The organism is Metasolibacillus sp., from assembly GCF_025291715.1.
Classification (GTDB): domain Bacteria; phylum Bacillota; class Bacilli; order Bacillales_A; family Planococcaceae; genus Metasolibacillus; species Metasolibacillus louembei.
Window position 1 is genome coordinate 159037 of sequence record NZ_JAMBIZ010000003.1, and the last position, 13535, is coordinate 172571.

A 13535-nucleotide genomic window follows, 5' to 3' on the forward strand; every position below is an offset into this window, starting at 1 on the left:
ATATAGAATATAACAATTTGAAAGACGAATTTTGAATATAGGAGGAAATAAATCAATGAAAAAGAAAAAAACATTGTTATCAGTTGCCGTTGCAACTTTTCTGCTTTTCGGTTTGTCATTTAGCTCAGGTGCAAGCGCTGCGAATGATCAAGGTGCAGGAGGCGGAGGCTATACGCCGCCACCACCAAAATGCCAACCTGGAAAGGCATGTCCAATCTTAGCATAGCTTAACAATTCGATATTGAGAAATAGAGCACGTAAATGAGTTTGGCTAGCCACATTCATTTACGTGCTTTTTCTTGTAACAAAATAAAACTTGTCCTATGTTTCACTCCCGATTGCTAGTACATCATCTCCAGCAACAATCCACTAATAGACATTCGTACAAAAGATGTGCAAGCAGCAGAGTATACTAGATTAGATGAAGAAGATAGGGAGGGAGAGTATGTCATTTAATCATAGCAACAAAGGCTGTCATAAAATAAAATATTGTCCGATTGAGACTAGATTTTTTGGTAAATTTATTGCTGGTGACTATGTTGCACCTAATATACCACCTGAAGAGCGTACAATGGCCTTTGGTTCATTACGCAGTAATACATTGGAAGATACAGCAACCGTGCAGACCCCTGTATCATTCGATATAGTAGGCCCTTTATCGAATGTGACAGTGAGCCAACAGGAAATGAATTAGTGATCAATGAGAGCGGTGTATATCAAGTAACAGTATCGATAAATGCTATAGCATTTGCTGCACCAGACCCAACGGACGGTTATTTATCAGCAACTATTACAGTCAATGGAATGCCTATTTTTACTCAAGGTATTGCCGTCTTTAATATTACAAGTAGAAATAGCTCAGCTTATATTGTGCAAGCGGCTTTAAATGTGGGGGATCAAGTAGGGGTTAGTGCAGCCTCAGAAGCCTTTCTATTTGGTTATATGAACCGTTCATTGACGCTTCTACAATTGCAGTAAACCTGCTAGTAGAGGTTAATTGACGGGCATCAGCATAGGAAAATAGGTGTTGGATAAATAGTTTCGGTGCACCTTCTTTATTAAAATGGAGGTGCTTCTTTCCCTTGACAAATTATTGAAATGATTTATGCTGTATGTTAAGAATTTACAAGGAGAGTGGCAATATGAAGCAAATTATTGCATTGGGTGGTGGCGGATTTTCAATGGAGCCAGATAACCCCTTATTAGACCAATATATTTTACAGCAAAGTAGTAAAGCAAAGCCGAAAATTTGCTTTTTAGCAACGGCGAGTGGAGATTCACAGGATTATATTGCACGCTTTTATCAATTTTTTGAGCAACAGTCGTGTGAGCCAAGTCATTTTTCACTATTTAATCCATCTACAAGGGATATAGAGTCATTTTTACTTGCACAGGATATTATTTATGTTGGTGGGGGGAACACGAAAAATTTACTCGCTTTATGGAAAGAGTGGGGCATTGATCAAATATTACATAAAGCTTGGGAGCAAGGCATCATATTAGCGGGTATTAGTGCAGGCTCGATTTGTTGGTTTGAAGAAGGTGTGACAGATTCCTTTGGAGATGGACTAGCACCATTGCAATGTCTAGGCTTTTTACAAGGGAGCAATTGTCCACATTATGATGGGGAAGCCAATCGTAGACCGAGCTACCATCAACTAATCGCAGCACAGCAAATTCAAGCAGGCTACGCAGCAGATGATGGTGTTGGAATTCATTTCATCGAGCAGGAAGTACATGCTGTTGTTAGCTCAAGGCCATATGCAAAAGCATATAAAGTTACCTACACTCAAGAAGTGCGAGAAATGGAGCTTGAAACAAATTATTTAGGAGTTCAAAAAAATGCATAAAGAAACCGCTATAAATATCAGAGAAAGTTTAAGCGCTGATTGTTCACAATGCTTTGGGCTTTGTTGTACAGCGTTGAATATTGTGGCATCAAGCGATTTTGCCATCAATAAGCCGGCAGAGACGCCATGTCCAAACTTACAGCAAGACTTTCGCTGTAAAATACATAAAAACCTAAGGACACAGGGCTTTAAAGGCTGTACAGTATTTGATTGTTTAGGCGCTGGTCAAAAGGTTTCACAGCACACCTTTAAAGGGCAAAGCTGGCGTGAGCATCCTGAGGTTTCTAAGAAAATGTTCAACGTTTTTCCTGTGATGGAGCAGCTTTATGAAATGATTGCCTTTGTCGCAGCAGCGTTAACGTATACGATTTCAGATACATTAAGACAAAGGCTAAGTGAGCAGCTAGAAAAGCTACAAGGCTTAACGGATTTAGAGGCAGAGCAATTATTAGCGATAGATATGATTAGCTGTCGACAGCCTGTCAATATGCTGTTGCTGGAAACAAGTGAGTACATCCGTAGTGAGTTGAGTGCAAACGTTTTTAAAATAAAAAAAGGTAAGCAATATCGAGGTATTGATTGGGTTGGGAAAAATTTAAAGGGGAAAGATTTAAGAACAACTGATTTACGAGGTGCCTATTTAATTGCAGCAAATTTGCAAAATGCGGACTTAAGAGGTGTCGATTTGATTGGTGCTGATTTACGTGATGCCAATATTAGCGGGGCAAATCTCTCGACAAGCCTGTTTTTAACACAAATGCAGATTAACTCAGCTAAAGGAGATAAACAGACGAAATTACCGACATATATTCAGTCTCCAACGCATTGGCTGTCTGGAACATAATGTGATTCCAGACAGCTTTTTCTTATTCTCCAAAGAAATAAAGGAAAAGTGATAACAATGTGGCAAAGAAGAAAACGGTACCGATAACATAAAGATGACGCTTTTTCCCCATTACGACAATCGCTATATATTCACGAATCATCGCATTAGGCCAATAGTAAAATGCAGTTTTTGAGCCAATTCCTTGGCTGTTTAGACCTGCTCGTCGTGCATACAAGCCTGCTCGGAATAAATGGAAATTATTTGTTGTGAAAATACTGCTATGCTGAGGCTTTAACGAATCCATTAGGCGTTTAGAAAAGAGCATATTTTCATAGGTGTTCACTGATTCATTTTCCTGCAATGTATGCTCAATTGGAATTCCTTTTTCGAGCGCATAGCTTTGCATTGCCTCTGCCTCAGAAAGCCCCTCATTTGGACCTTGTCCACCAGAAAAAATAATGGTTGGTGGCGTTGTAGCCTTCGCTTGTTTATTATAAAATTCTATTGCTTTATTAATGCGGCTCGCTAATAATGGCGGCACTTTATCATGAATTAATCCGCTGCCCAACACGATAATAAAATCTTGATTCAAGCGTGGACGATTGAACTGATATAAAAAATAAGCTGCTAAGAAGTTCGATGCATGAATTAAAAAATAGAAAATAATAAAAGAAACTGCCATGAAAAATGGCTGAAATTCCAGAGACAAGCGCCCGCTTAAATTGAAAAGGCCAATAAAAAAGTAAGCAACAATCGCAATGCCTAACAACAATGTTAAGGAATTGGAAAAGCGTCGTCCTTCCTTACGAAACAACGTGCGAGCATTTAGAAAAAGAGTTACAGTAAATGCTACAGTTGCAAAGGGAATTAATAACACTAGCGCACCGATAGGAATGGCAATCGCTAGCTGTAATAGATGATTATCAGATGAGAGCGATGCAACAAGGCAAAACATTAAAAATGACATAAGAAAAAAGTTAAATAAAAGTCCATTTATTAATTTCCTAGGGTCAATGAAATATGAAATCATAAAAACGATAAATAAAATAAGTGGAATAATTCCAAAATATAAATACATCGTAGACACCTCCAATTTTATGATGAAGGCAAAAAAGCCATTCGTCAACATTCTATATATTTTCTAGCATAATGGATTATCATCTTACCATTTTTTCGTTATAATTGGGGGAACTGAATGAATTTAGCAGAAGGAGCATGAGATGAAAAAAAGTTTAAAGCAGATTTTTACTATCTATACGAGCGATATAAAAAATATAGCAACTAATTGGGTAGCGCTTGTTTTAATTGGTGGCTTAGTATTTTTACCATCGCTTTATGCATGGTTTAATATTTATGCATCATGGGACCCATATGGACAAACGAATCAAATGCAAGTGGCAATTGTCAACGAGGATATAGGTGCTACTGTGCGTGGCGATGAAATCAATGTCGGAAATGAGCTCATCGTCCAGTTAGCAATGAACAAAAATTTTGATTGGAAATTTACCGACCGCAAAGAGGCAATCGATAAATTAACGGTAGGCGATTATTTCGCGACGGTTATCATTCCCGCAGATTTTTCTGCAAAGCTGGCTTCTGTACTGGCAGATACGCCAGAGAAGGCAAAAATCGAATATTATGTCAATGAAAAAATTAACTCGATTGCACCTAAAATTACAGATAAAGGAGCAAGCGGCATTGCCGAGCAAATCTCAAGTGAATTTATTGCGACGGTCAATGGAACGATTTTTACTATTTTTAATGAATTAGGGGTTGAAATCGAAAAGGAAGTACCAAACTTCGAAAAGTTTGAGGAGTACGTCTTTTTAATTGAAGAGCATTTACCTGATATTGAGCACACATTAAATAAGGCAGCGCAGGATAGCGATCAAGCAGGTGAAATGATTACAGAAGGCTTAGCCATGATGCCAAAGGTGCAGGAAACGACGAATGAAGGCTTAGCGACTGTGCAAAGCGCCATGCTATTATTGAATGAAGCAGAAGTAACATTAAATGCGCTATCCCCGATTGTAGAAAGGGATTTGCAGCGGGTTCAAAAGGTATCGAGAGATGTAGAGAGCTTTTTGGCACAATTAGGGAATGTTAATATTGATACGACAAAGCTAGATCAAGCATTAACGGATTTACAAAGTCGACTAACAGTTGCTGACAAAGGTGTTGATGAGCTAATCACACATGCAGAGGCCATTGGACAAATTACACAAGATGCGGAAAATGTCCGCTTAACCTTAAAGCAAAAAGTGCAGCAAGCAATTGATGAGCTTCTTGCAATGAACCCACAAATTGATGAAGAAAAAATAGCAAATACGAAAATGGTGCAGAGGCTACAGGAAGTATTAGCACATGTGGAAAGCTTGCCAACTGCAAAAGAGCGTGAGCAGCTTGTAGTCGATCAACTGTACAATTTAAAGTCGAGCATGGCAGATTTTTCGCGTCAAATTGATGCATTGGGCAAAATGGATGTCAATGATGCGACGCTAAAGCAAGGCTTGAAAAATTTACAGCAAGTCGCAGCGAACATCGATTTACAAATTGATGGCTTTTTATCACAATATAAAAGTACGTTAGAGCCAAAAATTAAGTCAATGCTAGGTGATGCTAAAAAAAGCTTAACAGGTGCATCCGATATTTTAACGAAAGTACAAAGCCTAGTTCCAGAAGTGACACAAATTTTAAAAAATGCAGACGAATCGTTAGCAAAGGCAAACGACACGCTTGCACAAATTCAAGCGAACTATCCTGCGTTGAGTGAGAAGATAAAAGATTTGGCGAATAAATTACGCACACTAGATAATGAAGCAAATATCCATGAAATTATTACATTGCTGAAAAACAATGCATCGGCAGAGCGTGACTTCTTTGCAAATCCTGTTGAAGTAGAAAACCATAAGCTATTCCCAATTGATAAATATGGTACAGGGATGATTCCGTTTTATACGGTTTTATCAATTTGGGTAGGCTGCTTATTACTTATTTCCTTACTGTCTGTCAACGTACATCGTGTGGGGGAGTTTTCCATTCGTGAAGTGTACTTTGGGCGCTTGCTAACATTCGGGTCATTTGCGTTACTGCAAACGACAATTATTACAATGGGTGATATTTTCTTATTTGATGGCACATTAGCCTCACCTGTTTTATTCGTTTTATTTGGGCTATTTATTGCGAGCGTCTTTATTACAGTTGTTTATACACTCGTATCCGTCTTTGGAGATGTCGGTAAGGCAATGGCTATCGTCATGCTTGTATTGCAAATTGCAGGTTCAGGTGGTACGTATCCTGTCCAGCTATTGCCGAAGTTTTTCCAAATGATTAATCCGTTTTTACCGTTCACGTATGCGATTGAATTAATGCGTGAAGCAGTTGGAGGAATTGTTTGGTCAACAGTTGCGCTCGATATGCTTGTTTTATTCATTGTAGGGGTGTTATTCTTGCTGTTTGGTACATTCTTTAAAAAGATTTTAAGCGAGAAAACGGAGGCCTTACTAAAAAAATCGAGAGAGACGGATATTATCCATTGATTGTTTTTAGTTGACGCCATGTTTCCACTATGTTTCTCTGTAAATGGAGAAGCATAGTGGATTTTTAACTGTAATAACAAAGCACAAAGAAATAGATTATAAAAGGGAAGTGATTTTATTGGCAAGAGGTGTTTACATTCATATTCCCTTCTGCCATCAAATTTGCCACTACTGTGATTTTAATAAAGTATTTTTTAAAAATCAGCCAGTAGACGCATATATTGAGGCGCTTGGACAAGAAATAGCAACAACTGTAACACAATATCCGAACGAATTTACACAAGTAGAAACGATTTTTTTAGGTGGTGGAACACCGACAGCGCTATCTGCCGCACAAATTCAGCGCTTACTTGAAATAATTCGAAACTTTATCCCGATGCAAAACGTAAAAGAATTTACATCGGAAGCAAATCCTGATGAGCTAACAGTGGAAAAATTGCAGGCTTTATTTAATGGTGGAGTTAATCGTCTAAGCATGGGCGTGCAGTCATTCGATGCGGGCTTGCTCGAAAAAATTGGGCGCACACATAGCAATGGGCATGTTTATAAGGCAATTGACAATGCGAAGCAAGTGGGCTTTACGAATATTAGTATTGATTTAATGTACGGCTTACCTGGACAAACGATGGCGCAGTGGCAGCACACATTGCAAACGGCTTTAGCGTTAAAGCTACCGCATTACTCTGCCTATTCATTAATTGTGGAGCCGAAGACGGTATTTTATATTCAATATGCGAAAGGCAAGCTGCATTTGCCGACACAAGATTTAGAAGCTGATATGTATGATGTATTGCTACAGGAAATGGAAGCAGCAGGCCTGGCACAATATGAAATTAGTAATTTTGCTGAGGAAGGACATGTGTCGATTCACAATAAAATTTATTGGGATAATGACGAGTATGCAGGCTTCGGTGCTGGTGCGCATGGCTACTTGGCAGGCATACGTTATTCTAATCATGGGCCTATCAAAAAATATATTGAAATCGCTCAATCAGGTGTGCGTCCAATTGTGCATGAGAATCAAGTAACACACGAAGAAAAAATGGAAGAACAAATGTTTTTAGGGCTGCGCAAAGTAGAAGGTGTATCATTTGAAGCCTATGAAAAGAAACTGAAGGAGCCGATGCATAAGCGCTATGGTGACATTATTGAACAGCTTGTCAAAGATGGTCTTTTACAACAGGACGAGCATGGCATTCGTTTAACAAGGCAAGGGCGCTTTGTAGGCAATGAAGTGTTTCAACAGTTTTTAACCTGATTCTTTTGTGTCAATAGTGAAGCATCATAATATAGATGCCCAAATGCTCGTTAGCAGCACACAATACTTTGAAATGTAGAATATTTACTTACTTTCTTAATAGTCGATAAAAACATCGGGCGATTTCGTTGACATCAATAGAGAGATTTGTTAATTTATTATTAGTATTAGCACTCCATTAAAACGAGTGCTAACAGAGGTGATGAAAATGCTAACAAATCGTCAATTGCAAATTTTGCAGGTCATTGTTGATGACTTTGTAACATCTGCTCAGCCTGTTGGCTCACGTCAAATATCGAAGAGAGAGGGTATTACGTACAGCCCAGCGACGATTCGCAACGAAATGGCGGATCTTGAGGAGCTTGGTTTTTTAGAAAAAACCCATACATCTTCAGGGCGTGTTCCGTCGGAAAAAGGCTATCGTTTTTATGTCGATCATTTATTACAGCCTCATATGATTCATGCTGAAGAAATAAGCCAAATCCAATCTGTGTTCCATCATCGCATTGGGGAGATGGAGGAGCTTATTCGAGAATCAGCTAATATATTGTCGGAATTAACGACATATACGGCGATTCTACTTGGACCAGACGTGCAGCAGCATAAAGTGAAGAAATTTCAAATTGTGCCACTCGCAGATGATAAGGCTGTTGCCATTATCGTAACGGATAACGGTCATGTAGAAAATCGCATCCTCACATTGCCGCAAGGGTTTAGCCCTTCGGATATTGAAAAAATGGTTAATATTTTGAATGACCGATTAACTGGTGTGTCGCTGCATGAGCTACACATCAAGCTTGAGGCTGAGGTGCTAAGTATTTTAAAGCAACATATTGCAACAGCAGAAACAATCGTTCAATCATTAGTAGATGTTTCGAAAAATCAAAAAGAAGGAAAAATCTACTATGGTGGTAAAACGAATATGTTAAACCAGCCAGAGTTTCACGATTTAAATAAAATTCGTATGCTAATGGAGTTAATGGATAAAGAAAGTCAATTGCAATCTTTATTCCAGCCAAATCAAGCGGGAATTCAAATTCGCATCGGCTCTGAAAACAATCTTCTAGCAATGGAAAACTGTAGCGTTATTACAACGGCCTTTTCAACTGGGGATGAGCAGCATGGTGCGATTGCTATCATTGGACCAACACGCATGGACTATCGACGCGTCGTGACATTATTAGACATGATGCAAAATGGTTTGACACGTGCTTTCAAAAAACATTAGCAACGCTTTAAGGAGGATACAGAGTGTCAGAAAAAGTGGAAAATCAAGAGCTAGAGCAACAAACTAATGAACAAGCGGAAGAAATAACAGAGGAAGTAGTCGAAGAAGTTGCACTAGATGAAAACGAGCAAAAAATCGCTGAGCTTGAAGCGAAATTAGCGGAGCAAGAGGATCGCTATTTACGACTGCGCGCTGACTACGATAATATGGTGCGTCGCAATAAATTGGATAGAGAGGCAGCTGAAAAATTCCGTGCCCAAAGCTTATTAACGGATTTAATTCCTGTTCTAGATAATTTAGATCGCGCCTTACAAGTAGAAGTGACATCAGAAGAAGCTACTTCATTATATACTGGTGTAGAAATGGTATATCGTCAATTCATCGATGCAACAGCAAAAGAAGGCTTAGAGGTTATTGCATCTGAAGGTGAGCCATTCGATCCGAATTTCCATCAAGCGGTAATGCAAGAGCAAGATAGCGACAAAGAGTCTGGCATTGTTTTACGCGAACTGCAAAAGGGTTATAAGTTAAAGGATCGTGTATTGCGACCAGCAATGGTTTCTGTTAATGAATAAATTCGTGTGCAAGTGCAGCTAATGCACCTAAAAATAAATTAATTATACTGTGTCTAATTATTAGGAGGAAAATTTCAAATGAGCAAAATTATCGGTATTGACTTAGGTACAACAAACTCTTGTGTTTCCGTTTTAGAAGGCGGCGAACCGAAAGTAATCCCAAATCCAGAAGGAAATCGTACAACACCATCTGTTGTTGCCTTTAAAAACGGCGAACGTCAAGTGGGGGAAGTAGCGAAACGTCAATCTGTAACGAACCCAAATACAATTATTTCAATCAAATCAAAAATGGGTACTGCTGAAAAAGTAAAAGTGGAAGATAAAGAATATACACCACAAGAAGTTTCGGCAATGATTCTTCAATACTTAAAAGGTTATGCAGAAGATTACTTAGGTGAAAAAGTAACGAAAGCGGTTATTACAGTACCAGCTTACTTCAATGACGCACAACGTCAAGCAACAAAGGACGCGGGTAAAATCGCAGGTCTTGAAGTAGAGCGTATTATTAATGAGCCAACAGCAGCAGCGCTTGCTTACGGTTTAGATAAACAAGATGAAGACCAAAAAGTGTTAGTATTTGACCTTGGTGGTGGTACGTTTGACGTATCGATTCTTGAGCTAGGTGATGGTGTATTCGAAGTATTAGCGACAGCTGGTGATAACAAGCTTGGTGGTGACGACTTCGATGAAAAAATTATCGCGTTCTTAGTGGAAGAATTCAAAAAAGAAAACAGCATTGATTTATCAAAAGACAAAATGGCAATGCAACGTTTAAAAGACGCTGCTGAAAAAGCGAAAAAAGATTTATCAGGTGTAACTTCAACACAAATTTCATTACCATTCATTACAGCTGGCGCTGATGGCCCACTTCACTTAGAAGTAACATTAACTCGTGCGAAATTTGATGATTTAACACGTGATTTAGTAGAACGTACAATTGTGCCAACACGTCAAGCATTATCTGATGCAGGTCTTTCTGCTTCAGAATTAGATAAAGTCATCCTTGTAGGTGGTTCTACTCGTATTCCAGCAGTAGTAGAAGCAATTAAAAATGCAACAGGTAAAGAACCACATAAAGGCGTAAACCCTGATGAAGTAGTAGCGATGGGTGCTGCGGTACAAGGTGGCGTATTAACTGGTGATGTAAAAGATATCGTCTTATTAGACGTAACACCATTATCATTAGGTATCGAAACAATGGGCGGTGTGTTCACTCGTTTAATCGACCGTAACACAACAATTCCAACATCGAAATCACAAGTATTCTCAACAGCTGCTGACAACCAACCAGCAGTAGACATTCACGTGTTACAAGGTGAGCGTCAAATGGCAGCAGACAACAAAACATTAGGTCGCTTCCAATTAGCGGATATCCCACCAGCACCACGTGGTATTCCACAAATTGAAGTAACATTTGATATTGATAAAAATGGTATCGTATCTGTAAAAGCAAAAGATTTAGGTACAAACAAAGAACAAACAATTGTGATTCAATCTGACTCTGGTTTAACAGATGAAGAAGTTGAACGCATGGTAAAAGACGCAGAAGCGAATGCTGAGGCAGATGCAAAGCGTAAAGAAGAAGCGGAACTACGCAATGAAGCTGACCAACTTGTATTCCAAGTGGATAAAACAGTAACAGATTTAGGCGAGCAAATTTCTGAAGATGAGAAAAAATCGGTTGAAGATGCGCGTGATGAATTAAAAGCTGCATTAGAGGCTGGAGAAATTGAAGGCATTAAAACAGCGAAAGAAAAATTAGAAGGTATTTTACAACCTCTAGTAATGAAAGTATATGAGCAAGCAGCAGCTGCAGCTCAAGCTGCACAAGGTGAAGCAGGTGGCGATGCTGGTGCAAAAGATGACGGCGTTGTAGATGCTGACTTTGAAGAAGTAAAAGACGATAAATAATATTATCTTGCTTTAGCGGGTGTTCTAACACTCGCTGAAGCAAAATAGAGCCTTATATAATTGCTCAAAAATTCAATTGAGGCGTAATCGATAAAAAGCCAAAGACCGCTTGCGGCTTTGGCTTTTCACTGTTTAAATGAGTTTTTGGATAAATATAGAGCAGTTTTTGTCGTTGCATGGTAAAATAAACTTTATGCAAAAAAGATCGGAGTGTAATGAAATGAATAAGCGCGATTATTATGAAGTGCTAGGCCTTACGAAAGGTGCCAGTAAAGATGAGATAAAAAAAGCTTATCGCAAGCTATCTAAGCAATATCATCCGGATATTAATAAAGAGCCGGGAGCGGATGAAAAATTTAAAGAAATCGCAGAAGCCTATGAAGTGTTATCAGATGATCAAAAGAAAGCTCGTTATGATCAATTCGGCCATGAAGATCCAAATGCTGGCTTTGGTGGTGGTGGCTTCGGAGGCGGCGGCTTTGGCGGCTTTGAAGATATTTTTAGCTCATTTTTCGGTGGTGGCCGACGTCAAGACCCAAATGCACCGCGCAAAGGTGATGACCTACAGTATCGCATGAATCTTAGCTTTGAGGAAGCTATTTTCGGTAAGGAAGCAGAAATTGAAATTCCGCGCGACGAGCCTTGTGATACATGTCATGGCTCAGGTGCAAAGCCTGGCACAACGCCACAAACATGTTCACAGTGTAACGGTGCAGGACAAATCAATCAAACTGTCGATACACCATTAGGTCGTATTGTCAATAAGCGTAGCTGTCCAAGCTGCCGTGGTACAGGTAAAATTATCGTTGAGAAATGTTCAACTTGTCGTGGGGCAGGAACGGTGCAAAAGCGCAAAAAAATTAAAATTACTGTACCAGCAGGTGTTGATGATGGTCAACAACTGCGTGTAGCAGGTCAAGGGGAGCCGGGCGTTAACGGTGGACCAGCTGGTGATTTATATATCGTCTTCGCTGTCCGCAACCATGAGTACTTTGAACGCGATGGCGACGATATTTACTATGAATTAAAGCTGACATTCCCACAAGCTGCTTTAGGTGATGAAATTGAAGTACCAACAGTGAATGGTAAAGTAAAATTAAAAATTCCAGCAGGTACGCAATCAGGCAAGCAGTTCCGTTTAAAAGATAAAGGGATTAAAAATGTACATGGCTATGGAGTAGGACATCAATATGTTGTCGTAAATGTTGTTACACCAACAAAGCTAACAGAAAAACAAAAGCAATTGCTGCGTGATTTTGCAGAAATTAGTGGCGATATTCCAGAAGAGCATGGCAGTTCATTATGGGGTCAGCTAAAGAAAAAATTAAAAGGTGAATAATGATAAGAGGAGTGGTTGCAAGTGAAATGGACAGAGCTGTCAATTTTAACAACGCATGAAGCAGTAGACGCAGTATCAAATATTTTGCATGAGGCTGGTGCAAGCGGTGTTGTTATAGAAGATTCAATCGAACTAACGAAGGAAAGAATAGATCAATTTGGTGAAATTTACGCACTAAATCCAGAGGACTTCCCGAAGAATGGTGTAGTAGTGAAGGCATATTTATCTGCTACAAGCTTTTTAGCTGAAACGATTGAAGAAATTCGACTTGCAATCGCAAATCTTGTGAACTTTGATATTAATATTGGCGAAAATGTATTAACGACAAACGAAGTCCATGAGGAAGATTGGGCGACAGCTTGGAAGCAATACTATCATCCTGTGAAAATTTCAGAGCGCTTTACAATTGTTCCAACATGGGAAGACTACACGCCTGTTTCTACAGATGAGCTGATTATCGAGCTAGACCCAGGTATGGCTTTCGGTACAGGGACACACCCAACAACGGTGATGTGCTTACAAGCGCTTGAAAAGGTTGTAAAAGAGGGGCATAGTGTTGTTGATGTTGGCACAGGCTCAGGTGTCTTATCCATTGGCGCAGCAATGCTCGGCGCAAAATCGGTGCATGCGCTTGATTTAGATGAAGTCGCAGTAAAGTCAGCACAGGAAAATATTCAGCTCAATAAAGTGGAGCATGTTGCAGAAGTATTCCATGGCAATTTACTTGATACAGTAAAGGAGCCAGCGGACGTCGTTGTTGCCAATATTTTAGCTGAAATTATTATGAGCTTTACAGATGACGCTTTTTCCATTGTGAAGCCTGGGGGCGTTTATGTAACATCAGGTATTATCGGTGCGAAAAAAGATGAAGTAAAAGCAGCACTTGAAGCATCGGGCTTCCAAATTGAGGAAGTGTTAATGATGGAAGATTGGGTAGCAATTATTTCACGTAGACCTTAAAAATTTGAGAACCAGCAGCTTACCAATGAAGCTGTTGGTTTTCTCTTCA

General features: G+C 39.3%; 13 protein-coding genes. 12 read left to right on the forward strand and 1 reads right to left on the reverse strand.

The window, feature by feature from the left end; genetic code table 11:
* Positions 1 to 55 precede the first annotated feature (55 nt).
* The 5 genes from M3Z76_RS03755 (at position 56) to M3Z76_RS03775 (ending at position 2694) form a co-directional block, all read left to right on the forward strand.
* A complete protein-coding gene (locus M3Z76_RS03755; RefSeq protein ID WP_293920908.1) occupies positions 56 to 226 on the forward strand; it encodes a hypothetical protein in 171 nt (56 codons plus the stop codon).
* A 219-nt stretch (positions 227 to 445) separates the two neighbouring features.
* Positions 446 to 694, forward strand: a complete 249-nt coding sequence (locus tag M3Z76_RS03760) for a hypothetical protein (RefSeq protein WP_293920907.1) — start codon at positions 446 to 448, stop codon at positions 692 to 694.
* On the forward strand, positions 694 to 978 hold the full coding sequence (locus M3Z76_RS03765; RefSeq protein ID WP_293920906.1) for a hypothetical protein: 285 nt from the start codon (positions 694 to 696) through the stop codon (positions 976 to 978). Before M3Z76_RS03760 ends, M3Z76_RS03765 begins: the two co-directional genes overlap by 1 nt.
* A gap of 164 nt (positions 979 to 1142) precedes the next feature.
* Entirely contained in the window at positions 1143 to 1850 is a 708-nt protein-coding gene (locus M3Z76_RS03770; protein ID WP_293920905.1) for a Type 1 glutamine amidotransferase-like domain-containing protein, read from the forward strand.
* On the forward strand, positions 1843 to 2694 hold the full coding sequence (locus M3Z76_RS03775) for a pentapeptide repeat-containing protein (protein WP_293920903.1): 852 nt from the start codon (positions 1843 to 1845) through the stop codon (positions 2692 to 2694). The genes M3Z76_RS03770 and M3Z76_RS03775 overlap by 8 nt, the downstream gene beginning before the upstream one ends.
* A gap of 22 nt (positions 2695 to 2716) precedes the next feature.
* Here M3Z76_RS03775 and M3Z76_RS03780 read toward each other — a convergent pair whose 3' ends face one another.
* Entirely contained in the window at positions 2717 to 3754 is a 1038-nt protein-coding gene (locus M3Z76_RS03780) for a YdcF family protein (protein ID WP_293920902.1), read from the reverse strand.
* A gap of 142 nt (positions 3755 to 3896) precedes the next feature.
* On the opposite strand from M3Z76_RS03780, the gene M3Z76_RS03785 reads away from it, so the two are divergent.
* From M3Z76_RS03785 to prmA, 7 genes are all read left to right on the forward strand, one after another.
* Positions 3897 to 6215: a YhgE/Pip domain-containing protein gene (locus tag M3Z76_RS03785; RefSeq protein ID WP_293920901.1), complete on the forward strand. Its 2319-nt coding sequence runs from the start codon at positions 3897 to 3899 to the stop codon at positions 6213 to 6215.
* Between the two features lie 118 nt (positions 6216 to 6333).
* Complete coding sequence (hemW, locus tag M3Z76_RS03790; RefSeq protein WP_293920900.1) at positions 6334 to 7473, forward strand: radical SAM family heme chaperone HemW; 1140 nt, start codon at positions 6334 to 6336, stop codon at positions 7471 to 7473.
* Positions 7474 to 7681: 208 nt separating this feature from the next.
* A complete protein-coding gene (gene hrcA / locus M3Z76_RS03795; protein WP_293920898.1) occupies positions 7682 to 8701 on the forward strand; it encodes a heat-inducible transcriptional repressor HrcA in 1020 nt (339 codons plus the stop codon).
* Positions 8702 to 8724: 23 nt separating this feature from the next.
* The gene (grpE, locus tag M3Z76_RS03800) at positions 8725 to 9276 is read left to right on the forward strand and encodes a nucleotide exchange factor GrpE (protein WP_293920896.1); all 552 of its coding nucleotides are present in this window, start codon (positions 8725 to 8727) and stop codon (positions 9274 to 9276) included.
* 78 nt (positions 9277 to 9354) lie between these two features.
* Positions 9355 to 11187 (forward strand): molecular chaperone DnaK, encoded by a 1833-nt coding sequence (dnaK, locus tag M3Z76_RS03805; RefSeq protein ID WP_293920895.1) that lies wholly within the window; start codon positions 9355 to 9357, stop codon positions 11185 to 11187.
* 220 nt (positions 11188 to 11407) lie between these two features.
* The gene (dnaJ, locus tag M3Z76_RS03810) at positions 11408 to 12526 is read left to right on the forward strand and encodes a molecular chaperone DnaJ (RefSeq protein ID WP_293920894.1); all 1119 of its coding nucleotides are present in this window, start codon (positions 11408 to 11410) and stop codon (positions 12524 to 12526) included.
* A gap of 21 nt (positions 12527 to 12547) precedes the next feature.
* On the forward strand, positions 12548 to 13486 hold the full coding sequence (gene prmA / locus M3Z76_RS03815) for a 50S ribosomal protein L11 methyltransferase (protein WP_293920892.1): 939 nt from the start codon (positions 12548 to 12550) through the stop codon (positions 13484 to 13486).
* Positions 13487 to 13535 lie beyond the last annotated feature (49 nt).